Source organism: Pantoea sp. B566, assembly GCF_024793925.1.
Taxonomy (GTDB): domain Bacteria; phylum Pseudomonadota; class Gammaproteobacteria; order Enterobacterales; family Enterobacteriaceae; genus Pantoea; species Pantoea ananatis.
Genome location: NZ_JANUQL010000003.1, coordinates 877,984 through 901,089, shown reverse-complemented (window position 1 = coordinate 901,089; position 23,106 = coordinate 877,984). Strand labels below are relative to the sequence as shown.

The 23,106-nt window shown below is 53.5% G+C and carries 20 protein-coding genes; 19 read left to right on the top strand and 1 reads right to left on the bottom strand.

Going from position 1 to position 23,106, the window contains the following annotated elements; all coding sequences use genetic code 11:
* Positions 1 to 472: 472 nt before the first annotated feature.
* The 9 genes from NYE92_RS05950 to tssC all read left to right on the top strand — a co-directional run bounded on the left by NYE92_RS05950 (position 473) and on the right by tssC (position 11,720).
* Positions 473 to 1,072, top strand: a complete 600-nt coding sequence (locus NYE92_RS05950; protein WP_014593989.1) for a hypothetical protein — start codon at positions 473 to 475, stop codon at positions 1,070 to 1,072.
* Positions 1,073 to 1,095: 23 nt separating this feature from the next.
* Positions 1,096 to 1,599 (top strand): type VI secretion system lipoprotein TssJ, encoded by a 504-nt coding sequence (gene tssJ, locus NYE92_RS05945; protein WP_013026251.1) that lies wholly within the window; start codon positions 1,096 to 1,098, stop codon positions 1,597 to 1,599.
* A 21-nt stretch (positions 1,600 to 1,620) separates the two neighbouring features.
* Positions 1,621 to 2,961, top strand: coding sequence for a type VI secretion system baseplate subunit TssK (gene tssK, locus NYE92_RS05940; protein WP_014605520.1), 1,341 nt, complete (start codon positions 1,621 to 1,623; stop codon positions 2,959 to 2,961).
* Between the two features lie 16 nt (positions 2,962 to 2,977).
* Positions 2,978 to 4,219 (top strand): DotU family type VI secretion system protein, encoded by a 1,242-nt coding sequence (locus tag NYE92_RS05935; RefSeq protein ID WP_013026249.1) that lies wholly within the window; start codon positions 2,978 to 2,980, stop codon positions 4,217 to 4,219.
* A 3-nt stretch (positions 4,220 to 4,222) separates the two neighbouring features.
* Positions 4,223 to 7,849: a type VI secretion system membrane subunit TssM gene (tssM, locus tag NYE92_RS05930; RefSeq protein WP_013026248.1), complete on the top strand. Its 3,627-nt coding sequence runs from the start codon at positions 4,223 to 4,225 to the stop codon at positions 7,847 to 7,849.
* Positions 7,850 to 7,863: 14 nt separating this feature from the next.
* On the top strand, positions 7,864 to 8,577 hold the full coding sequence (gene tagF / locus NYE92_RS05925; RefSeq protein WP_022623340.1) for a type VI secretion system-associated protein TagF: 714 nt from the start codon (positions 7,864 to 7,866) through the stop codon (positions 8,575 to 8,577).
* A gap of 10 nt (positions 8,578 to 8,587) precedes the next feature.
* Positions 8,588 to 9,610 (top strand): type VI secretion system protein TssA, encoded by a 1,023-nt coding sequence (gene tssA, locus NYE92_RS05920; RefSeq protein WP_014593987.1) that lies wholly within the window; start codon positions 8,588 to 8,590, stop codon positions 9,608 to 9,610.
* An 80-nt stretch (positions 9,611 to 9,690) separates the two neighbouring features.
* Positions 9,691 to 10,221 (top strand): type VI secretion system contractile sheath small subunit, encoded by a 531-nt coding sequence (gene tssB, locus NYE92_RS05915; RefSeq protein ID WP_014605521.1) that lies wholly within the window; start codon positions 9,691 to 9,693, stop codon positions 10,219 to 10,221.
* Entirely contained in the window at positions 10,221 to 11,720 is a 1,500-nt protein-coding gene (tssC, locus tag NYE92_RS05910) for a type VI secretion system contractile sheath large subunit (protein WP_014593986.1), read from the top strand. The genes tssB and tssC overlap by 1 nt, the downstream gene beginning before the upstream one ends.
* A 270-nt stretch (positions 11,721 to 11,990) precedes the next feature.
* Here the strand turns inward: tssC and NYE92_RS05905 are convergent, their stop codons facing one another.
* Positions 11,991 to 12,230, bottom strand: coding sequence for a hypothetical protein (locus NYE92_RS05905; RefSeq protein ID WP_155270043.1), 240 nt, complete (start codon positions 12,228 to 12,230; stop codon positions 11,991 to 11,993).
* A gap of 69 nt (positions 12,231 to 12,299) precedes the next feature.
* On the opposite strand from NYE92_RS05905, the gene NYE92_RS05900 reads away from it, so the two are divergent.
* The 10 genes from NYE92_RS05900 (at position 12,300) to tssG (ending at position 23,101) form a co-directional block, all read left to right on the top strand.
* Positions 12,300 to 12,782, top strand: a complete 483-nt coding sequence (locus NYE92_RS05900; protein ID WP_013026243.1) for a type VI secretion system tube protein Hcp — start codon at positions 12,300 to 12,302, stop codon at positions 12,780 to 12,782.
* 68 nt (positions 12,783 to 12,850) lie between these two features.
* Complete coding sequence (locus NYE92_RS05895; protein WP_014605522.1) at positions 12,851 to 13,681, top strand: glycoside hydrolase family protein; 831 nt, start codon at positions 12,851 to 12,853, stop codon at positions 13,679 to 13,681.
* Entirely contained in the window at positions 13,678 to 14,493 is an 816-nt protein-coding gene (locus NYE92_RS05890) for a lysozyme inhibitor LprI family protein (RefSeq protein ID WP_105091583.1), read from the top strand. The genes NYE92_RS05895 and NYE92_RS05890 overlap by 4 nt, the downstream gene beginning before the upstream one ends.
* Positions 14,494 to 15,058: 565 nt before the next feature.
* Entirely contained in the window at positions 15,059 to 16,954 is a 1,896-nt protein-coding gene (gene tagH, locus NYE92_RS05885) for a type VI secretion system-associated FHA domain protein TagH (protein ID WP_029570219.1), read from the top strand.
* Complete coding sequence (locus tag NYE92_RS05880) at positions 16,951 to 17,742, top strand: PP2C family serine/threonine-protein phosphatase (RefSeq protein WP_013026239.1); 792 nt, start codon at positions 16,951 to 16,953, stop codon at positions 17,740 to 17,742. Before tagH ends, NYE92_RS05880 begins: the two co-directional genes overlap by 4 nt.
* A gap of 10 nt (positions 17,743 to 17,752) precedes the next feature.
* Positions 17,753 to 18,766 (top strand): hypothetical protein, encoded by a 1,014-nt coding sequence (locus NYE92_RS05875; protein ID WP_033776385.1) that lies wholly within the window; start codon positions 17,753 to 17,755, stop codon positions 18,764 to 18,766.
* Between the two features lie 16 nt (positions 18,767 to 18,782).
* Positions 18,783 to 19,610, top strand: coding sequence for a type VI secretion system accessory protein TagJ (locus NYE92_RS05870; protein ID WP_019106469.1), 828 nt, complete (start codon positions 18,783 to 18,785; stop codon positions 19,608 to 19,610).
* Positions 19,600 to 20,175 (top strand): type VI secretion system baseplate subunit TssE, encoded by a 576-nt coding sequence (gene tssE / locus NYE92_RS05865; protein WP_013026236.1) that lies wholly within the window; start codon positions 19,600 to 19,602, stop codon positions 20,173 to 20,175. The genes NYE92_RS05870 and tssE overlap by 11 nt, the downstream gene beginning before the upstream one ends.
* A gap of 2 nt (positions 20,176 to 20,177) precedes the next feature.
* Positions 20,178 to 22,055 (top strand): type VI secretion system baseplate subunit TssF, encoded by a 1,878-nt coding sequence (gene tssF / locus NYE92_RS05860; RefSeq protein WP_013026235.1) that lies wholly within the window; start codon positions 20,178 to 20,180, stop codon positions 22,053 to 22,055.
* Positions 22,052 to 23,101: a type VI secretion system baseplate subunit TssG gene (gene tssG / locus NYE92_RS05855; protein ID WP_013026234.1), complete on the top strand. Its 1,050-nt coding sequence runs from the start codon at positions 22,052 to 22,054 to the stop codon at positions 23,099 to 23,101. The genes tssF and tssG overlap by 4 nt, the downstream gene beginning before the upstream one ends.
* Positions 23,102 to 23,106 lie beyond the last annotated feature (5 nt).

Below are 23,106 nucleotides of genomic sequence, written 5' to 3'. Positions count from 1 at the left end.
CAGGCGAGCAGGATGTTGAGGCTCGTGCGGTAGCTATGGTGCTGCAGTTTAATTTGTAAGCCATTGATTTATTGCTATTTGTGTGAGATCGACTGGAATTTAAGCAGGATGTTGCCATTCTCCCCACACTTATAACGATTAATCAGCCTTATTAAACTTAACGATTCAGCTTTATGAATCGGTTTTGAGCAACGCTTAACCAGGCTGCCTTAATGACGTTTGCGTTTAGGAATTTGTCAGTTTGCTGAATGTTTAACCGCGAATTCAGCCGTCTTGTTCCGGTCATCAGGTTTCATGGGCAGTTTCACACCTGCTCACTCTCATCGAATAGAAAATTTTAAACTCACTACCTCATCTCATTCAGGCAAATTGTGTTGTTAATCAGTGTATTGGCTCCAGATGGCAGCCAGCATCGCTCGTTCTGCAACAGGGTTTGCTTAACACCGGCCAATGGCCACTTGTTTGGGTATTAATGGAACTAAATATGAAGAAAATGGTGAACTTTCGAATTGCATTAAGCCTGATGTTTGTCTTTGCTGTTGCAGGCTGTAAAACACCGCCAAAAATGACTGATGACACAATGGTGAGCAGCACCGTTGATGGCACAACCCTGATCCATCGTCATGCCGTTGCTGCGCCGGCGCAGTTCTCCGCATTAAATGAATCCTATCGCGCTTTATATCCTGCATCGGTGATGACGCGTCCGGACTTCGGCGGCAAAGTCGTCGAAACCCTGAAAACAGGTGAAACCTACACCGTTGTGGGTCAGGTTGAAAATAACTGGCTGGCATTAGGTGAAGAAGCGCAGGCTGAAGCGCCACCAGCAGCCAGCGATGCCAAAGCCACTGACAGCAAAGCGGCACCGGCTCAGGCCACAACCAGCGCGATAAAAGTTGTTGGTTATGTGCCTTTCCGCGCCGTGGTGAAAAGCGATTTGTACGATCAGACCGTTAAAGCCGATCAGCCGAAACGTCGTGCGCGTGCCGCCGCCAAGAAAAAAACCTGTGTTTCTGTAGATGGAAACAGCCAGGCGTGCCAGAACAAGAATAACGGTACCTGGATCATTAACTAAGTCAGGGGCAGGGAGGGACAGAAATGGCACAAACTTACTTTCGCGTTGGCCTGGCAAAATGGATCTGGCCCTTCCTGCTGCTTCTGCTAACGGCATGCAGTAGCAGTAAGCCTGATATTGCGCGATACAACCTGCACTTCCAGGCACATCCTTCCATCAATTCGGGCGCACCTCTCAAAGTCCGGGTGATGTTGCTGACGTCTGATGCAGAATTTATGTCCGCCGACTTCTTCACTTTGCAGAATCAACCCGCTACCGCACTGGGAAATACGCTGCTCAACAATCAGCAGTTTTTCCTGATGTCCGGTCAGCTCAGTAAAACGCTGAGTGCCAAAAGCCTTCCCGACGCGCGCTTTATCGGCATCATGGCGGAATATCAAAAGCTGGATGGCAAGGTGTGGCGACTTGCGCTGCCTTTCCCAGACAGTGACAGCAGCTCGTTCTGGCAGTTCTGGAAAAGCAATGATGGTGAGTTAAACGCCAACATTATCGTTGACGATGCCGGCATGCGTCCCGTTAAGCAATAAAACCGTCTTCAAAGGATGATTATGAACAGAGCCGAAAAGGTTGTTTGGGCGGAAGGGATGTTTTTACGTCCTCACCATTTCCAGCAGGCAGAAAACTTTCTGCAAAGCTCGCTGCGTGAATGGGGCCAGTCGCAACGCCCTTATGTTTGGGGATTTTTCGATCTCGAATTTGATGAAGCGCTGTTGCGGCAGGGTAAACTGGCACTGAGCGCCGCCAGTGGATGCCTGCCGGATGGAACGTTTTTTGCCTTCAGTCAGCCACAACACGGCCCTGCGCCGCTGGACGTCCCCAGCAATACCGACCGCGCCAAAGTGGTTTTGGCCATTCCCGCTCGCCGCAATGGTCGCGAGGCGGTGACGTTTCAGGACGCGCCTGATTCGCTGGCTCGCTATCTGGCCTGGGAAGCGGAAGTTGAAGATGACAATGCGCAGGCTGTCGGAACGGCCACCGTTCAGTTTGGCAAGCTGCGCCTCCGCTTGATGCTGGAGCAGGATCTCACGGCGGAATGGACGGCGATGGGCGTTGCTCAGATCGTTGAAAAGCGCAGCGACAACCATATCCGTTTAGACAATGATTATATCCCTCCCACGTTAACCCTTGCTGGCAGTCGTCCGCTTCAGAGCATGATGACCGACCTGCACGGCATGATTCAACAACGTAGCCAGCAGCTGAGCCAGCGCGCACCCGGAACGGGCCGCTTTAACAGCGCGGATATGGTTGATTTTATGCTGCTGGCGTTGCTTAACCGCCAGTTGGGCCTTCATGCGCATCTGCAGCATCTGCCGCTATTACATCCTGAAACCCTCTACAGCCACTGGCTGCAGCTGGCTGCTGAGCTGGCAACGTGGACAGAGGCGCGTACGCCGGATGCTTTCCCTCTCTATGACCACGACGACCTGCAGGGCTGCTTCTCCCGCCTGACGCTATTGCTCCGTCAAGGCCTGTCGCAGGTGATGGAAGAGAGCGCCATTCAGTTGCCGCTGACGCAACGCTCACACGGCCTGAATGTGGCGACCGTGCCGGATAACAGCATGGTGCGTGAATTCGGTTTTGTGCTGGCCGTAAAAGCAAACGTCCCGGCCGACGCGCTGAAAACGCATTTCCCGGCGCAGATGAAAGTCGCCCCCGTCACCAAAATTCGCGATCTCGTCCAACTGCAGCTACCGGGCCTTGCCCTGAAAGCCATGCCGGGTGCGCCACCGCAGATCCCATGGCACGCAGGATACAGCTATTTTGAGCTGGATAAGAACAGCGAGCTATGGCAGGAGATGGAGCGATCGGGTGCCTTCGCGCTGCACCTTGCCGGTGAGTTTCCGGGCCTGAACATGGAGTTCTGGGCCATTCGCAGTCAGTCAGAATAATTCAAACTGAGCAGGCATGATGCAGGAACAAAATAAACCGAACAGTGATGCTTTTCAGCAGGATCTTAGCCACCAGAATAGTTTGGTGGCTGCAGCGAATCCGCTGATTAACGCGATTCCACAGATTCGTCACTCCGTCTCCCATGACGATCCCGCACGTTTACGTCAACAGCTTATTGACCAGATCCGCCGTTTCGAGCTGGCCTGCCAGCAGTCCGGACTGAGCTATGAGGTGATCGTTGGCGCCCGCTATTGTCTGTGTACGGCGCTTGATGAAGCCGCAGCACTGACGCCCTGGGGAAGCCGTGGCGTGTGGACCAGTAATGGCTTACTGGTAACCTTCCACAACGAAACCTGGGGCGGGGAGAAATTCTTCCAGCTGCTGGCGAAACTGTCGCAAAACCCGCGTCAGCACATCCTGTTACTGGAGCTGATCTATTTCTGCTTACTGCTTGGTTTTGAAGGGCGCTATCGGGTTCTGGATAATGGACGCTCGCAACTGGATACGATTAAACAGCGTCTGTTGCAGATGATCAGGAGCGTCAGGGGCAGCTTTGCCGCCGCCTTGTCGCCGCATCCGACCGATCAGCCGGTGCTGCGTAAACTCTGGCGCCCCATGATTCCGCTGTGGGCCTGTGCGGCTCTGGCGGGCCTGGCTGCCTGCCTGTTCTATATCGTGCTGAACTGGCGTCTGGGGGATTACACCTCGCCCGTGCTGGCCAAAATCTACCAAACGACGCTGCCAGAAGTGCAGATTCGTAATCCGGCACCGCCGCCGCCGCCGTCACTGAACCTGAAGTCATTCCTGAAACCTGAAATCGACGAAGGCCTGGTGGCCGTGCGCGATGAGGCAGATCAAAGTGTGGTGACGCTGAAAGGCGATGGCTTGTTCGCATCCGGTTCGACAGAGGTTCGCGGACGTTATGATGCCGTTATCCAGCGTGTAGCTGAAGCCATGAATAACGTCAGCGGGAAAATCCTGGTGGTGGGCTACAGCGATAACGTACCGATTCGCAGTGCCCGATTTGCCTCCAACTATGAGCTGTCTCTGGCCCGTGCCCAGTCTGTTCAGACGCTGTTACAAAAACAGCTGGCAAAACCATCACGCGTTAAAGCGGAAGGGCGGGGTGAAACGCATCCGTTGGTGCCGAATACCAGTGCAGAAAATCGCGCGCGTAATCGTCGTGTTGAAATTACGCTGCAGGTTGCACCTGATACGACGCAAGCTGAAGTTAACGGCCTGGCGAGAGGGAACTAATCCATGCTGAATGTACTATTTGCGGTACTGACCAGCCGTCTGGCCTGGGGCTTTGTCGGTATCACCGCACTTTCGTTTATTATCTGGGTCATTGGCCCGGTGTTCTCGATTGTGGACTCCCGTCCGTTGGAGTCAGAACAGAACCGCGTAATCAGTATTGCGCTGCTCTATGTTGTCTGGGGCCTGAGCCAGGCGATTCCGCGTGTCTATAACTACTGGCTCAACCGTAAGCTGATGTCCAGCCTGGAAACCAGCAAATCGGATACGCCGGAAGAAGACCGCAAGCGACTGACCAGTGAAGATCAGGTGCTGGCCAGCCGCTTCTCTGAAGCGACTGAGATGCTGAAAAAAGCACACTTCCAGCGGCAGAGCAGCAAAGGTGCGCCTTTCTGGGCGCAGCGCTTCAGTCATCAATATCTCTATCAACTGCCCTGGTACATGATCATCGGCGCGCCAGGTGCCGGTAAAACCACCGCTCTGGTGAATTCTGGCTTGCAGTTCCCACTGGCGGACAAGTTCGGTAAGGCTGCGCTACGTGGGATCGGCGGGACGCGTAACTGTGACTGGTGGTTTACTAACGAAGCCGTGCTGCTGGATACGGCGGGGCGCTATACCACGCAGGAGAGCCAGCAGGAGCGCGATGCCGGCGAATGGCATCAGTTTCTCGACCTCCTGCGTAAATACCGTGGCCGTCAGCCGGTTAACGGCGTCATCGTCACCTTGAGCGTGGCAGACCTGTTATCACAGTCGCCCGAGGCCATGCGCAATCAGGCCGTGGCGCTGCGCCAGCGTCTGATGGAGTTACACGATCGGCTCGGTATTCGCTTTCCGGTGTATGTCCTGGTCACCAAAACCGACCTGTTAAAGGGGTTCCGCAGCTATTTTGCCAGCCTGGATAAGGCACAGCGCGAGCAGATTTGGGGTTTTACCTTTCCGTGGGCCAAAGCATCAACGGCTGAATTTGAACTCAGCAGCCAGTTTCAGCAGGAATATTCGCTGCTGCAGCAGCGCCTGGATGCCGGACTTGCCGATGTACTGCTGGCGGAAAGTGATGCCCAGGCACGTGCCGAAAGCTACCTGTTTCCACAGGAGTTTGCGGCATTGCGCCCTCAGTTGGCTGAGGCGCTGGATATTCTGTTTGCGCGTTCCGATTTCGAAACGCAGTTCGCCCCGCGCGGCATCTACTTTGCCAGCGGTACGCAGGAAGGCTTACCCTTTGACCGCGTAATGGGTGAACTGACGCGCGCCCTGCATCTGCCAGGCCAGCAGCAGAGTGAGTCGGGCAGTTGGGACAAAGTGGATAAAGACGCGCCGATCCCTCAAAACAAAGGCCAGAGCTTTTTCCTTAAGGGCGTGCTGGAAAATGTCATCTTCCAGGAGTCCGGTCTGGCCGGCAGTAACCGCTGGTGGGAGCTACGTAACCGCGTGGGCCTGTGGTCGGGCTATCTGGCGTTACTGGTTATCGTACTCATTGCCGGTGCACTGTGGCTGGTGAGCTATAACAAAAACAAAACCTACCTGCAGGAGATGGCGGCGAAAAGCCCCCAGGTTGAGCAACTCGGTGACAAGTTACAAAAAGAGGTGAACGGCAACCTCTTTGCACTGGTGCCTTACCTCAATACGCTGCTGCACCTGCCTGAAAGCGCCTCCTTTTCTCTGGAGCATCCGCCGCTCACGCGCCGGATGGGGCTGTATCGCGGAACGGAAGTCAGTGATGCGACCCAGGCCTTGTACGAAAGGGCGCTGAAACAGCTGCTGATGCCGCAGGTTGCCCAGAATATCACCCGCTGGTTACGCAATGATACGGGAAGTGACGCTGACTACAGCTATGAGGCGCTCAAGGCTTATCAGATGCTGTACCAGCCAAAACACTATGACGGTAAGTTTCTTCAGGCGTGGATGATGTTAAACATCTCGCGTGAATTGCCGCAGGACGTGACTCAGGCTGAGGTGAAACAGCTGGCGTGGCACCTGCAACAGCTACTGGAAACGCAGATTCAGTCCTCGCCCTATGCGAAGGATGATGCGCTGGTAAAGCGCGAGCAGGCGCTGATTAGTCAGATGCCGCTGTCACAGCGCGTTTACGGACGCCTGAAACGCCTGCTGGAACGCGATGGCTCAATGTCACCGGTTACCTTGTCCGCGCTGGGTGGACCGCAAAGTGAACTGGTGTTTTCCCGTAAAAGCGGTAAGTCTGTCAATGAAGGTGTTTCCGGGCTCTTTACGCCAGACGGCTACTGGAACCATGTGGATAAACAGATCGCGCCGGTCACGGATGCGCTCTACAAAGACGATATCTGGGTGCTGGGTGCAGAGACGGCCCATGAAGACAGCAAACAAACCGACCTTGCGGTGCGCCAGCTCTATATTCAGGATTACATCCGCCAGTGGGAGCAGTTTCTCAGCGATATTCAACTCAACAGCAGCGCCGATTTGACCCAACGTATTAATACGGCGCGCCTGCTGTCAGGGAATCATTCGCCGCTGCGGCAGTTAGTGATTAACCTGAGCAAACAGCTCACGCTCACCCGGGCGCAGCCTGAAGACAAGAATGCCAAAGATACGGCCGCGTCATCGGATAACAGCGCCACACGAACGCTGCAGGCACTGTTTACCTCGCCGCGCGCAAACGGCGAGCAGGCGGTGGTGCAGCAAACGCCCGAGCAGGCGGTGACCGCGCACTTTGCACCTGTCATTGAGCTGGCACAGCCGTTACAGCAGGGCAGTAAGGTCCTGGCCGTTGATGATTTTCTTAAGCAGATCGACGATCTCTATCGCTATCTCACTGCCGTGCAGGATGCCGCGAATAGCGGTATGCCACCGCCGGCGAGTGATGCCATTAGCCGTTTGCAGGCCAGCGCCGGACGTTTGCCCGGTTCACTGCAAAATATGGTGTCAGGCATGGCAGTGGGCGCCAGCAGCGATGCACAGCGTCGCGACATGGATAACGTTCGCAAGCGCATCACCATGGAAGTCGGCAGCTTCTGCCGTCAGGCGATAGCAGGCCGTTACCCGCTGGTCCGGAATGCACGCAGCGAAGTCACGCCTGATGACCTGGCGCGCATGTTTGCGCCGGGAACAGGATTGATGGACAGCTTCTTCCGCGATAATCTGGCCAGCAAAGTGGATACCACACGTGCGGCATGGCGCTTCACGCCCGGCATTGATGGCAAAACCTTGCCAGGCGGCGAAGCCTTGCTGCGTCCTTTCCAGCAGGCGCAGTCGATTCGCGACGCCTTCTTTGCCAATGGGGCCACTACGCCATCCTTCCGCGTCACGTTACGGACGGTGAAGATGGATAACGATATCCTGAATATGACGCTGGATGTCGATGGACAGATTTTGCGCTACAGTCATGGACCACAGGCAGTGCAGTTAGTGAGTTGGCCCGGACCAGGTGGAACCAGTCAGGTGCGCATGCAACTGGGGCTAACGAACGGCACGACCTCAACCCTGACCACCAGCGGCCCATGGGCGCTTAATCGCTTCTTTGATCGCGCACGGGTGACGTCGGTAGGTGGACTGACTCGCGAAGCCAGCTTTAGTGTGGACGGCCATAATGTGACGCTGTCATTCACGCCAGGCAGCATTCGTAATCCTTTCCAGCTACCCGCATTTAGCTGTCCCTGAAACAGGACCTGACTATGACCCATTACGCAGCACCTGGCTGGTACGGCAAACTGCCTAGTTCGGGTGATTTTGTTAAACGACGCTTTCCCGATACCTTGCAGCGCCAGTGGTCTAACTGGTTTCAGGTGGGATTGCACCACTGGAAGACCAGTGCTGAAGGCGAAAATGCGCCTTCTCGGGCTTTTCTTAAAGCCCCGGTGTGGAATTTTGTGGTACCACCGATGTTGGGCACGCAACTGATTCAAATGGGCTGTCTGACGGCCGCACGCGACAGCGTGGGTCGCCATTATCCCCTCTGTGCCCTCCGCTATTTTACCCCAGCGGAGTGGATGCCTTTGTTGCTGACGCGTTCAGGCGACTGGTATCACCAGATGGGAAATACCTTATTGCGGGCGGTTCAGGATGGCGGTACGCCCGAACAGTTCGATCAGGCGCTGTTGAGCATTCCACTGCCGCAGCCTCAGCAGGATGAGGCGTCATCAGATATTCTGGGGGTGATCGGCAACGGTGAACAGGATTCAACACTGAGCTGGCATCTGCCGTCCCAAAGCTTTGATCCGCAGTTCCAGACCAGTTTCTGGTGGACGAATCAGAGCGACGGTTTTCCGCTTTATACCCATGTCCACAGTGGAAACTTAACCGCGCAGTTATTTTCCCTGTTGTTTGATCCGGCAGGCGGTGCAAAGCCGGGACGAAACGGACTTTATCCCCCGATGTTTGAATCCTGAGGCGAAGCGGATGAGTATTGATATTGACACGTTGCTGATACCGGTAAGCCACGATAATCCGTGCGGTGAAAACCTGGAGTACGACGCGGACTTTCAGGCGATGGAGCAGGCCAGCGTGGGAAAAGCCGAACAGCAGTTCGGTAACACCATTATTCCGGCTGAGCCAGCGGACTGGAACAAAGTTGAAAAGCTTGCGCTGGAACTGATGAGCCGCAGCAAAGACCTGCGTGTCATGCTGACCCTGACACATGCCTGGACGCGCCTGAAAGGGTTACCGGGCTATGCACAGGGCCTGCAACTGATTGAACAGGCGATGTTGCAGTTCTGGGAACCGCTCTGGCCTCGCCTTGAAGAAGATGGCGAGCACGATCCGTTTTACCGCATCAACGCGCTGGCTGTGCTGGGCGATCAGTCGGCACTTACGGCCGCCGTTCGTCAGTCATGGCTCATGCGCTATGCGTCCGATGGTATTACGCTGCGTGATGCTTCGGCGCTGTGTGACGGCAGTAAAACAGAGGTGCCAGATTATCCGGGTGGGCTGCCGCGTCTGAATGACGAACTTGCACGAGGGGAACAACCGGGCATCGCAGCGATTCAAAACATTGCTGAGCGTTTGCAAAATATTCGCCGCATCGTGATTGAAAAGCTGGATGAAACGGCCTTGCCGGATATGAGTCAGCTGCAACGCAGCATGGCAATGCTGAATGAGCGCTGTCAGGCCACGGATATGGAATCGTTACACTCCCTGGCGGCGGCGATGCAATCCGCACCCGCAACGGAGCAGCAGCCCAGCGTCGCTGCACCACGTGCGGCTACCGACTGGCGCAGTGCCCAACTGAATTCGCGGGCAGAAGCCCAACTTATGCTGGAAAAGGTCAAACAGTACTTTAGTCAGCATGAGCCGAGCCACCCGGCACCGCTGATGATTGACAGGGTACAGCGCCTTATCGAACTCGATTTTATGGACATCATTCGCGATCTCGCGCCCGATGGTGTGCATCAGTTAGAAAACATTTTTGGACGCCGCGACTAAGCTAACAGTCAAGCCTTTACGCAGCGAGACCTGCGCGCCTCCTGCGAGCCTATACCCGCGCATTATTTATGGAGAGAACCATGCCAACAATGAAGTCCAGTGGGCAGAAATTTATCGCCCGCAATCGCGCGCCACGCGTTCAGATTGAATATGACGTGGAAGTCTATGGCGCAGAACGTAAAATTCAGCTGCCATTCATCATGGGTGTTTTGGCCGATTTAGCCGGTAAACCGCTGGAGCCGCAGGCCAGCGTTGACGACCGTAAATTCATGGAAATCGACATCGACAATTTCGATGAGCGTATGAAAGCCATGAAGCCACGTGCGGCATTCCAGGTAGACAATACGTTGAACGGTGACGGCAAACTGAACATCGATCTGACCTTCGAAAGCATGGACGATTTTTCTCCTGATGCCATTGCCCGCAAAGTCGATCCACTTAACAGCCTGCTTGAAGCACGTACCCAGCTCTCCAACCTGCTGACCTATATGGACGGCAAAAACGGCGCCGAAGAGCTGATCGGCAAGATTTTACAGGATCCGACACTGCTGCAGGCCCTGTCACACGTGCCTAAGCAAACGGATGCCCCTGAAGGTAAGGAGGAGCAGTAATGAACCAGACTTCTCAACAACCACAATCGCAGGGCGGCGCCAGCTTTAGTCAGGATGAGTTCAGCGCGTTACTGAACAAAGAATTCCGTCCTAAAAGCGATCAGGCGCGTGAAGCTGTAGAAAGCGCGGTGAAAACGCTGGCGCAGCAGGCGCTGGAAAACACCGTGACCATGTCCAGCGATGCCTACCGCACCATTCAGGCACTGATCGCTGAGATTGACGAAAAGCTGTCTCAGCAGGTAAACCAGATTATTCACCACGATGACTTTCAGAAGCTGGAAAGCGCCTGGCGTGGTCTGAGCTATCTGGTGAATAACACCGAAACTGATGAGATGCTCAAGATTCGCTTTATGAGCATCTCCAAGCAGGAACTGAGCCGCACCCTGAAGCGCTATAAAGGCGTGGGCTGGGATCAGAGCCCGCTGTTCAAGAAAATCTACGAGCAGGAATATGGCCAGTTTGGTGGTGAACCTTTTGGCTGCCTGGTGGGCGACTACTATTTCGATCACAGCCCGCAGGATGTCGAGCTGCTGGGCGAAATGGCGCGTATCGGTGCTGCAGCACACTGTCCGTTTATCACCGGTACTGCACCAAGCGTGATGCAGATGGAATCCTGGCAGGAACTGGCGAATCCACGCGATCTGACCAAAATCTTCCAGAATACCGAATATGCTGCCTGGCGTAGCCTGCGCGAGTCTGAAGACGCGCGCTATCTGGGCCTGGTGATGCCGCGCTTCCTGTCTCGCTTGCCTTACGGTATTCGCACCAACCCCGTGGACAGCTTTGATTTTGAAGAGCAGACCGACGGTTCCGACCACAGCAACTATAGCTGGACCAACGCGGCTTATGCCATGGCGACTAACATCAACCGTTCCTTCAAGGAGTACGGCTGGTGTACATCCATTCGCGGCGTGGAGTCGGGTGGGGCGGTTGAAGATCTGCCTTGCCACACGTTCCCAAGCGATGACGGCGGCGTAGACATGAAATGCCCAACGGAAATCGCCATCAGCGATCGCCGCGAAGCCGAGCTCGCGAAGAATGGCTTTATGCCGTTAGTTCACCGCAAAAACTCTGACTTTGCCGCCTTTATCGGCGCCCAGTCGCTGCAAAAACCTGCGGAGTACCACGATGCTGACGCCACCGCCAATGCGCGTCTGGCAGCGCGACTGCCTTATCTGTTCGCCTGCTGCCGTTTCGCTCACTACCTGAAGTGCATTGTGCGCGACAAGATTGGTTCCTTCCGCGAGCGCGACGAAATGGAGCGCTGGCTGAATGACTGGGTCATGAACTATGTCGATGGTGACCCGGCTAACTCTTCTCAGGAAACCAAATCACGCAAGCCACTGGCTGCTGCAGAGGTGAATGTGGAAGAGCAGGAAGACAACCCAGGTTATTACGCCGCGAAATTCTTCCTGCGTCCGCATTACCAGCTGGAAGGGTTAACCGTTTCGCTGCGTCTGGTATCGAAACTGCCTTCGCTGAAGTCGAACGAAAACTAATCGTTGAAACGCTAAGCACGCTCTTCGGAGCGTGCTTCTTGCGAGCAACTGCACTAAAGCATGAAAACATGCCGTATGTAAAAAAATGGCTGATGTATGTCGTTCCTCATACTTTGATTATGCTGATGAAGCGGAATAAACCTTTTCCTAAAGTGATGCCTTTGGCGAATGGCTGGAAGCTTTCATCATACATTTATCAGTATAATGATCGACCTGTGTTTAAAATATAAAAATGTCGGCTTTGGCGAGCTGAAAATTATTTGGGCTTCTTTAATCGTTTTTTTTGACTTTGTTCCAGCAGAGTAATTTTCTTGAAACAAAGTGCGCAACATAATCGGGTTGCCCCATAATTGTCATGGCTTTTTGCACAATGACATTAATTTGAAATACGAATACAGCAAAAAAATCTCCTGCTATAGCGGTTAATTGTGGTGGGATACTTCGGAGAGCCTGTAGCAACCTCCCGAGTCGAGGCAAAAGTAAAATATGGACTGTTTTATTCAGCCCCATGCTTTTCTCTTTGCCATATAGATGCTTTTTCGAAAGCGACAACTTTTTCCATAACGAAGAGTAAATATTATGGCTATTGATATGTATTTGAAGGTAGACGGTATTACTGGTGAATCTAAAGATTCAAACCATACCGGCTGGATTGATATTACCTCTTTCTCCTGGGGCGCTAATCAGCCGGGTAATATGAGCGTGGGCGGCGGCGGCGGTGCTGGTAAAGTAAACTTCAACGACCTGCACATTAATGCCAAAATCGACAAGGCTGTCACTGCGCTGTTGAAAAACTGTGCCAGTGGTAAGCACGTCACTAAGGTTGAAGTTTCAGTTTGCAAGGCTGGCGGTACGCAAATCGAGTACACCCGCATCACCCTGGAAGATGTGCTGGTCACCAACGTACAGTTCGTGGGCTCTGAGCACGACGATACGCTGGGCGTAACCTATGCATTCCAGGCTGCGAAAGTGAAACAGCAGTACTGGGAGCAGAGCTCTTCCGGTGGCAAAGGCGCAGAAAGCAGCGCTGGCTGGAATATCAAAGAGAATAAAGAAGCGTAATGATATGGCAGCCCTGAAAGGGGCTGCTTTTTTAAATAAACTCAATTGCATGCAAAAGGAATTTTGATATGACGCTCTTACGCTTAGGCGATCGAGGTGATGCTGTTGCAGTTTTACAAAAAATGCTTGGAGAGAAAAATTATAAAGTCTCAATAGATAAGGTTTTTGGTAAAAATACAGAGTTAGCCGTAAAAAAATTCCAAACTGATAATAAATTATATGCAGACGGCATTGTTGGAAGAAAAACCTGGGAAGCACTAGGAAAAAGAGTTGTAGCTCCCGTTCCTCCGCCTCCGTTAAAAGGTGTTCAGGGACGGCAGTATGTTAGCGGAATGAAACTGTCGGAAAGTGGGATTCAGGCACTTTTTAAATTAGAGTCTTTGCGCGGCGTCAGTAATCACTTGCATTGGCCTGGAGGTAAAAGCGGTGTGACTTTAGGTGCTGGCTACGACATGCTTGAAAGAACACAAAGTGAGATAAAGCAAAAACTTATTTCTATCGGCATTGATGCAACTTCTGCTGCTAAAGCGGCTGAGGGAGCAACTAAAAGTCATAAAGACGCGTCCGATTTTGCTGTGCAAAACAAAAATCTTATAGATTTATCAAGGCAGCAAGAAACTGATTTGTTGAGATTGACTGTTCCACATTATGAAACATTAATAAAAAACAGGATTACAGTACCCTTAACACAATATGAGTTTGATGCACTGGTTTCGTTTGCATACAACTCTGGCGGTGTTTTAAATAAAGTGACCAATGACATTAACAACGGAAATGTTGGTGATGCAATGGCGATGATTAAAAAAATAATCTATAGCGGTGGTAAAGTCTTTAAAGGTCTGGTTAATAGACGTAATTCTGAAGTTAAACTTTATCTAGAAGGGATTTATGACGTATGAACAATAATAAAGGTTTGCTTGTATCTACCCTTTTAGGTGGTTTAGTGGTTATGACGTCTTGCCACGCCAACGGAAATATAGAAAGCGATATAAATGGGCAGTGGGTTGTTAAAAACGTCTATGTGAACAGTAATAACGCCTCACGACCTGATATTATTAGTGATGATCCAAATCTAGTTGGCCGAATCATAAATTTCGACAAAAAAAGTATTTCTGGATCAATTCTGGTGGCGAAGGGATGTGATTCACCTTCTTATAATAAAAAAGAATCTGTTACGGCAGGTCAGTTGCTTAATCTTACTGCAGGTGAGGATGAAAAGTCGAACAATAATCTTGCAAGTGATTACGGATTACCTTTATCGGCTAAAGATCCAGTAAGTGCTTATGAAGTCACCTGTAAATCAGGCATGTTTGGCCCTTCAGGTGAAAAAGTTGGTAACTGGATTATTGAGAAAAACAATAATGAACTTCTTACCAACTGGAATTCACAAACTTATTTGTTGTTAAAAAAACTGCCCTCTAATCCTAAACCAGCACCCTCATTCGACTGTGCGAAAGCCTCATCAGATACAGAGAAGGCTATTTGTAGCAACGTTGAGCTTTCCGGCTGGGATAAGAGTGTTGCACAAGCCTATAGCATCGCTGTAAAACAAATAAAAAGTATTGATGTTGATGTCAAAGACAAGCTCGCCACGCTTCGTTCTGCGCAAAGTAACTGGATCAAAAAGCGCAATGAATGTGGCGGTGACGCGTCGTGTCTCTCTGAAAAAATGCAGAGTCGGGTTTCTGAACTGGTTGAAGCCTCAAAATAAAGTATTAATCATTTCTTTACTCTCACATCATGCAATCATGATGACATTAAGGCTAAAAGGATTTATTCATAAATGAAAAGGGTGTATTGCAAAGCTACATCCTTTTCATTTTTATTGCCGGTTTTTAAAGTAAGAATCTTAATGTCTCATGATTGAATGTTTTGCTTATCAAAGAGCCTTTTCTTAAATAATGTCACGGCAAGATTTAAAAAAGAGCATGAGATGACAGGGTTTAATATTGACTCCCATTTGAAAAGTGAAAAATTGTAATGAAGTTTGAGGTAAAGCATTCGGAATGTAGCTTTCATTTATCTGCTTTTTTTAATTTCATCTTATGAAGAAGTTATGCGCATACCGTATTTAATAACGAGTGCGTCGCCAGGCTTGATGAGTTACGCACGAAAGAATTATCAGAAATGCCCTACGATTAATTTTCACGGGGTGGCTATCTGCAACATTAGGGTTGCGTTTATCTTCCGTACCATTGACTACGCTTCTATATCCCGCCTTTCTCCCCGAGAGACGCGCGATATAGATGTCGAACAGCTAACCGCAGGAATCCGTGATGCGCTTTACGATAATAACCGCTAAACCCGGCCATGAACCGCCGCAAATCAGTTTCGATTTTCTTCCTCCAGGCGGCACTATTGGTCGAGGCGTGGATAATAATCTGATATTGCCCGACGACGATCGCACTATTTCTCGCCTGCAGGCTATCGTGCATATTACTGCAGAGGGTGAATGTCGCCTGACCAACCGCGGTAACGTTACGCGCGTGCTGCTGAATGACATCCCGCTTGAACGTGGACGTCAGGTGGAGTTGCAGGACGGAGATATTCTCGGCATCGACGACTATCGCCTGCTGGTTAACGATCTTAATGGCGAGCAGCAATCGCAGCAGCCTCCGTTGACCGCTGCAGCCGCACCTAAGCCGCAGCCCGTACCCAATGCGGTCCCTGTACAGGCGCCGGCTGCCAGCACGGCTGCCATTCCCAGCGAGATCTGGGACAGCCTTGCCAAAGAGTTTTCAATTTCTGATGATTTATCGAAACGTAAAAGTGCTGCGCCAGAAATGCCGGAGGCAAATCCGTTAACCTCTACAGCGGCAAACCGTAATCCCGAAGATCCGCTGGCTCAGTTAATGAGCGATAAACCGCTAGATATCGGTCAACAACCTAAGACAAGCAGCCTGTTTGATGAAGAGGATGCACTGTTTGCTCAGGAAAGCATTTTTGATGACCGCACGCCCAGCACCTTGTCGGCAAAACAAAATGCGCAAGGGCAGCCCAAAATAGAGGAAACCTCCACGGACGTGGACCCGTTAAATCTGTTTGGCAGCCAGACCACGCCGGACCCGCGTCATCATGACGATCCGCTGGGGTTAATGATGAGCGGTGCCGTGCCGCTGGCTCAGCCAGATATGGCGGCTTCGCAACCTATGGCTGCGCCATCGCAGCCGAAAGAAAACCATCAGTCTGCACCCTTGCAGCAGAAAGAGCCCCATCAAGCGGCGCCATTACAGCAGAAACCTCATCACCAGCCGATGCCTGATATCCTGGATACTGCACCGGTTGAGTTGGCTGATTTAAGCAGTTCACCGCTGTTTGATCACACTGAAACGCAGGTCACTCACGATCCCGCTTTCGATCCTCAACCGCAGCCTGCCCAGCCTGAAGGTGCGCAAAGCCCGATTGATTACGGCGGCATTACCTTGCCAACACCGCAGGCGGTGCAACGCACGCCTTCGCCCACGCCAAAAGGGCGGCTGCGCATCGATCCGGTTGCCTCGCACAATAACAGCGGTGGGACCGAGCAGAGTGGCAACACCAGTAGCGGTGATGCCTTAAAGGGCGAGTTGCTGGATGCACTGCTGGAAGGTATGGGCCTGCAGGATCTGCAACCGACACCGCAGTTCGATCGTGAGCAGATGCGGCAGTTCGGCCAGATGCTCAGCATGTTCTCGCAGGGAACGGTGGCACTGCTGTCTTCCCGGTCGATTTTAAAACGCGGTGTAAAAGCCGACATGACCGTGATCCTGGATGATGCTAACAACCCGTTTAAGCTGCTGCCGTCGGGTAAAACCGTATTGATGCAGATGTTTGGCAGCCGTATGCCAGGTTTTATGCCGCCACGTCAGGCCGTGCGTGACGCACTGATTGACCTCCAGGCGCACCAGTTAGGGATGATTGCCGGTATTCGCGCCATTATTGCTTCCATGCTGCAGTCCTTTAACCCCGATCAGCTCGAAGAAGAAGCGCGTCAAAACGGTTCCGTATCGCGCATTGGACTACCCGGCAGCCGTAAAGCCGCGCTGTGGGAGCATTTTATCCAGCGCTATGGCGAAACTGCCGGTGAAATTGAAGATGACTTCCATACCTTGTTTGGCGAAGCCTTCTTGCACGCGTACGACATGGAAGTAAATCAGTATAAAGACTCACAAACCCACACGGATGACGCATGAATATCTCTACTGCTTCCACGTCGAATCAGGGCGACCGCGCCAGCAATCAGGATCAAACCGGTGAGAGCATCGGCGAGCGTTCGGCTTGCTTTGTGGTGTGTGATGGTGTGGCAGGGTTTCCCGGCGGTGACGTGGCAGCAAAAATTGCACGCAGTAGCCTGATGGAAGCCTTTGATGGCAATGCGCATCTCGATGCGCAAACCATTCGCGATTACGTTAATTATGCCAATGGCGCCATTCGGCAACAGCAAAAGGCAAACAGTCAGCACAGCCGGATGGGCACCACGCTGGTGAGTTTGTTTATCGACAGAGACTATGAACTGGCCTACTGGGCGCATGCAGGCGACAGTCGGCTTTACCTGTTTCGTCGGGGCTATCTCTACCACGTGACCACAGACCACAGCCTGATTCAGCAAATGAAAGATGCCGGGCACCAGACAGAAGGCATTAACAGTAACCTGCTCTATTTTGCATTAGGCATGGGCGATGAACAGCGGGATGCCAGTTACAGCGATGTGGTGCCTATTGAGGATGGGGATGCCTTTTTGCTGTGTACGGATGGTTTCTGGCATGGCGTGACGCTGGAACAAATGCAGCAATCATTGCATATGGTGAATACGCCAGAAGAGTGGCTAACCCTGATGCAACAAATTATCAAAAACAGCCAACCGCAGGGGGGTCAACAGGACAACTTCAGCGCCATGGCTGTGTGGGTAGGTTCACCAGAAGACACCACCTTATTGCACTCGCTGTCTGATGCGGCGCAGTTTTTCCCTCTTCGAGATTGAGAACGCCAACATGAAATATGGATTAGTGGGCCTGACTGCATTGCTGTTGAGTACACATGCCTTTGCAGAGAACTATCGCATTGTGCAGTCGCCAACTCAGAAACTGGATGTCTGGATTGATGATGTAAAAGATAACCAGCTGTCGAGCTGGTGTAAGAGCACCGTAAACCTGCGCATTGTGACGCATGGCGATAAAGATGCGTCGGTGCTGAGTGATTTCCTGCCGCGCGTTGCGGGCTTGATGGCCTCACAATGTAAGCCGTTACAGCAGCTGCACTGGCAATTAACCGATACCGAGGGCGGCGCACTGGCCAATGGTACGGCCGCGAAAGCGCAGCAATGGAAATCGGTGGTGACTCCGCCTGCCGCTGCACAGCCCGTTCAACCGGTTCAGCCCGCCCAACAGGCGCCGGTGCAGCAGGCGCCCGTCAGCCCGCCCGCCGCGCCTGTCGTGCTGAATTCGCCAGCGGCGGATACCACACCGTGGCTCCAGTTTAGCTTGCTGGACGGTTGCCATTTCCGCACCTGGTGGCATCAGCCCTCGCAGGCCAGCGCGCTGTTTGTGCCGGCTAAGCAGGGCGTCACCTGCGGCAAAGATGGTTGGTTAAGCGGGCACAGCACACTGACCCAGACGGGCAAAGACGCGACCAAATCCGTTTCCGTGAGTTTTCTGCAGGGGTTCCCGGTTGCGGGCCTGAACGATAAACAGCAGGTTGATGAACTGACCATTACCACGGTTAACAGCGAACGCATGGTGCTGAGTGATGAAAAGTCACCCGACAGCTGGCTGGTGTTGCCATTTAGCCAGCAGTTTAACGGCTGGCAGGCGATAAACCAGGTGGTGGTTGAGATGCCCGCCAGTGAAGCGGCAGACGAAAATGCGCTGCGTGCGCGCCTGCAGGAAGTGCGTAAGATCTGGTCACCCTGGTTAAGCAGCCCTGCATCCATTAAGGTGCAGTTGGTGGAAAAACTGCATCCGGAACTCAAAGATCCGGCCGCAGCCGTGTATCGCACCATCAACTAAGGCATAAGGAGTTTGAATGGACTCATTACAACAGCGACTGGCCAATGCCACCCTGGCGGAAAACCTGTCCAGCATCACTGCGCAAATCCAGGCGAATCCGGCTGATGCGGATTTACGGGCGGCGTTTGTGCAACTCCTGTGCCTTGACGGTAACTGGAGCAGGGCGCAGACACAGCTAAAATCCTGGCTGGCCATGCTGCCTCAGGCGCAGCCCACCGTGACCTTGCTGCAACAGGCTATTGAGGGCGAACAGAAACGTGCAGCGGTTTTGCGCGGTGAAGCCGAGCCGCAACTGCCGGGAAGCGCCTGGCCGTGGTGTCAGGTTTTACTGGCCGCGCTGAAAGCGGACATAGCGGGCGACAAGGCCGTCGGTGCGGCATTGCGTGCTCAGGCGCTGGAAAGCGCAGAGGCGAGCGCCGGTACGGCCACAACCCAGGAGGGGGAAAGCCAGTTCGCCTGGATAATGGACGGTGACAGTCGCTTCGGACCGGTCTGTGAAGCCATCGCCAATGGACACTATTACTGGATCCCGTTTGCTGCCATCAGTGAAATAGAATTTCAGGCACCGGCAAGCGTCACGGATCTGGTCTGGCGCCATACTCGCCTGCAGCTGGTGGACGGAAGTGAGCAAATTTGTCAGATTCCGGTGCGCTACCCGCTTCAGGACAAGGCTGATGAACGCTTCCTGCGGGCAAGCGTAACGGAGTGGCAGGAATCAGGCAGCGATGACGGTCAGTTTATCGGTCACGGGCAAAAGATGTGGCTCAGCGATGAAGCAGATTATCCCTTACTGACGCTGCAGCAGCTTATTTTCAACGAAACTGAGTTACCTCATGAGTCGTAATGACAATTCGTCCGGTGACGGCTATTCGCAGCTGCATGGCGGCTATCGTGCGCGCAAAAATCGCGACACGCTGACGGCGCGTGACAAACTGCAGTCGTCCCTGCTGGACAGGCTGACAGACGACGCGCCAGATAAAACCACCGAGTCAGGCAACAGTTCGATTATTACCCACAGTACGCTGCGACGTAATGTTCTGCGCGATCTCCAGTGGTTATTCAACACCATCAATAACGAGGCGCAGCACGATCTGAGCGACCTGACGGAGGTCCAGCGTTCCGTGCTGAATTTTGGCGTGGCCCCCCTGGCCGGACAGAATATCTCGGACATCGAATGGCAGGATATGCAACGGAAAATGACTGATGCCATTCTGCACTTTGAGCCACGCATTTTACCCCAGGGCTTACAGGTTCGCTGTGTAAGCGACCTGACCTCTCTGAGTCTGCACAACGTACTATCGATTGAGATTAAAGGCCGGTTATGGTGCGTGCCGTACCCGCTGGAGTTTCTGTTCCGCACTCAGGTTGATTTAGAGAGCGGCCATTTTGAACTACAGGATGCAGGTTAATCATGGACAGCAAGCTGCTTGATTACTACAACCGTGAACTGGCCTATCTGCGCGAGATGGGCGCGGAGTTTGCTGCCCAGTATCCCAAGGTCGCCGGGCGGCTTGGTATGCGCGGCATTGACGTCGCCGATCCTTATGTCGAAAGACTTATGGAGGGTTTCGCGTTTCTGACGTCACGCGTGCAGTTAAAGATGGATGCCGAGTTTCCACGCTTTTCTCAGCGGATGCTGGAAATGGTGGCACCGGGCTACCTTTCACCTACGCCGTCGATGGCCATCGCCCAGCTCACGCCGGACAGCCGCAAAGGCGATATCAGCAACGGTTTCTTAGTGCCGCGCGGCACAATGATGGAAAGCCAGAACCTGAAAAAAACGGGCGTCACCTGCAGCTATACCACCGCGCACGATGTGATGTTACAGCCCCTGCGTATCAGCGATGTGTCGTTAGGTGGCGTGCCAGCGGATATCCCGTTAGGCGAGTTGAAAGCGGGCGGCTCGACGGCGGCGTCCAGCGCCCTCCGTATCCGCATCACCTGCGAAGGCATTTCATCGTTAAGCCAGCTCAGTCTCGATGATGTGATGTTTTTCCTGAGCGGACCCGACATCCAGGCCCTGAAACTGATGGAGCTGCTGATGCAGCATCGTGTCGGAATCATCCTGCAGTCCGTGGAAGCAAAACCGCAACGTCAGGTTCTGCCGGATGACGCGCTTCAACAGGAAGGCTTTTCGACCGAGCAGGCCCTGCTGCCCGACGATCTGCGTAATTTTGACGGCTACCGCCTGCTGCAGGAGTATTTTGCATTCCCGGCACGCTTCCAGTTTATCAGCCTGCGTCAGCTGGCGCCTTTCCTGCAGCGCTGCGATAACGCCCTGTCGTTTGACATCGTCATCCTGCTGGATAAGGCCGATGCGGCGCTGGAAAGCGTTGTCGACAGCGCCCATCTGGCCCTGCACTGCACGCCGGTCATTAACCTGTTCCCGAAAACCGCCGAGCGGCTTAAGGTCAGTGACAGTCAGCACGAGTATCACCTGGTGGTCGATAACATTCGTCCGCTGGACTATGAGATCCATTCGGTGAAGCGCTTGTTTGCCTCTGTCGAAGGGCAGCGCGAAGAGCAGATCTTCCGGCCGTTCTGGAGCACCTTCAGTCATGACGGCGGGGATTATGGCGCGTATTTCTCCCTGCGTCGTGAACAGCGCACGCTCTCTGAGCACGCGTTGCGCTATGGCACCCGAACGGGCTATATCGGTTCTGAAGTGTTTCTCTCCCTGGTGGATCAAAATCATACACCGTGGAACAGCGATATCCGCTATTTGTCTGCGGAAGTGATGTGCACCAGCCGTGACCTGCCTTTGATGCTGCTACAGCAAGAGCAGGCCAACTTTGTGATGCCGGATTCCATCCCTGTCGGGCAACTTAAATTGTGCAAAGGCCCGACCCCACCGCGTCCGGCGCTGGCTGAAGGGCTTTCAGCATGGCGACTCATCAGTCATCTGCAGATGAACTATCTGAGCCTGATGGACAGCAGCGATGGCGAAGGGGCTGCGGCACTGCGCCAGATGCTGAGCCTGTATGCCAGCCTGGCCGAAACGCCGCTAACGCGTCAGATTGACGGAATTCGTCACTGCAACCTCAAAGCCGTTCACCGCCGGGTGCCCGAGCCGGGACCCGTGGTGTTTGCGCGCGGGGTCAGCATTGCGCTTGAGGTGGATGAGCAGGCGTTTTCAGGTGCCAGCCCCTGGCTGTTCGGCAGCGTGCTGGAGCGGGTCTTTTCTCGCCTTGTGGCGCTTAACAGCTTTACCGAATTCACCCTGAGCAGCCAGCAGCGCGGCGAAGTGGGCTACTGGCCGCCGCGCATGGGCAAAAAGGCGCTGCTATGAGTGAGACGGCGCACGTTATTCCCCTACAGCGGGCGGTGCGTCTGCCTGACGGTTTCTGGCAGGCCGTGATGGCCGCGCCCTGGCGCTATGATCTGTTTCAGCTGCTACGCAAGCTGGACGCCCAGAGTGGGCAGCGTTATGCCTTAGGTAAAGCGCCACTGCCCAAATTTGAGGCCGTGCGTCTTGGGCAAAAGCCATCCCTAGCCTTTGCACCGTCGACCGTGTCACAGGTTAAAGCGCGTGAGCAGGACGAACGCTACGACGTCTCCATTTACAGCTTTGGGCTGTTTGGTCCCAACGGCCCTCTCCCTACGCACCTGACGGAATATGTACGCGGACGTATCGATCACCATCAGGATCACAGCCTGAGCGCTTTCGCCGATCTGTTTCATCATCGTGCCACGCTGCTGTTCTACCGTGCCTGGGCTAATTCACAGCCAACCAGCTCCCTGGATCGCCGCGACGATCGGCGGTTTCAGGATTATCTGGCCTGCGTGGCCGGTATTGGGTTACCGGCCCAGCAGAAAGCCAGTTCGCTGAGTCTGCATGCGCGCCTCATGCTGTCAGGGCATCTCAGCCGCCACGGTCACGATGCCGAAGGGCTGGTACGCATTTTGCGTCACTACTTTGCCGTTCCGGTTAAGCTGCAACAGAACGTGCCGCAGTGGTTATCCCTGGACAGCCGCGATCAGGCCCGTCTGTCGGCCGGTCGCCATATGCCGCGCCTGGGTGAATCGGCCTTTCTCGGTGTGGCCGTTCGTGATGTACAGCATCGTTTTCGTCTGCGCATCGGTCCACTGAGCGCCGAGCAGTACGAACGTTTTTTACCCAACGCGCAGGGCGCTTGCGAAGTGCGTGACTGGGTGCGCCACTATCTGGGTATTGAGATGCAGTGGGATCTCAGCCTGATTCTGGCAGCCGATGCCGTTAAGGGCGTAACCCTTGGCGGTCAGGCGCGGCTGGGCTACACCAGTTGGCTTGGACAGCAACCGCAGCCTGTCGATCGTGAAGATTTTGCCTTTGAGGTTGAAGCTACGCCGTCATAGCCCAA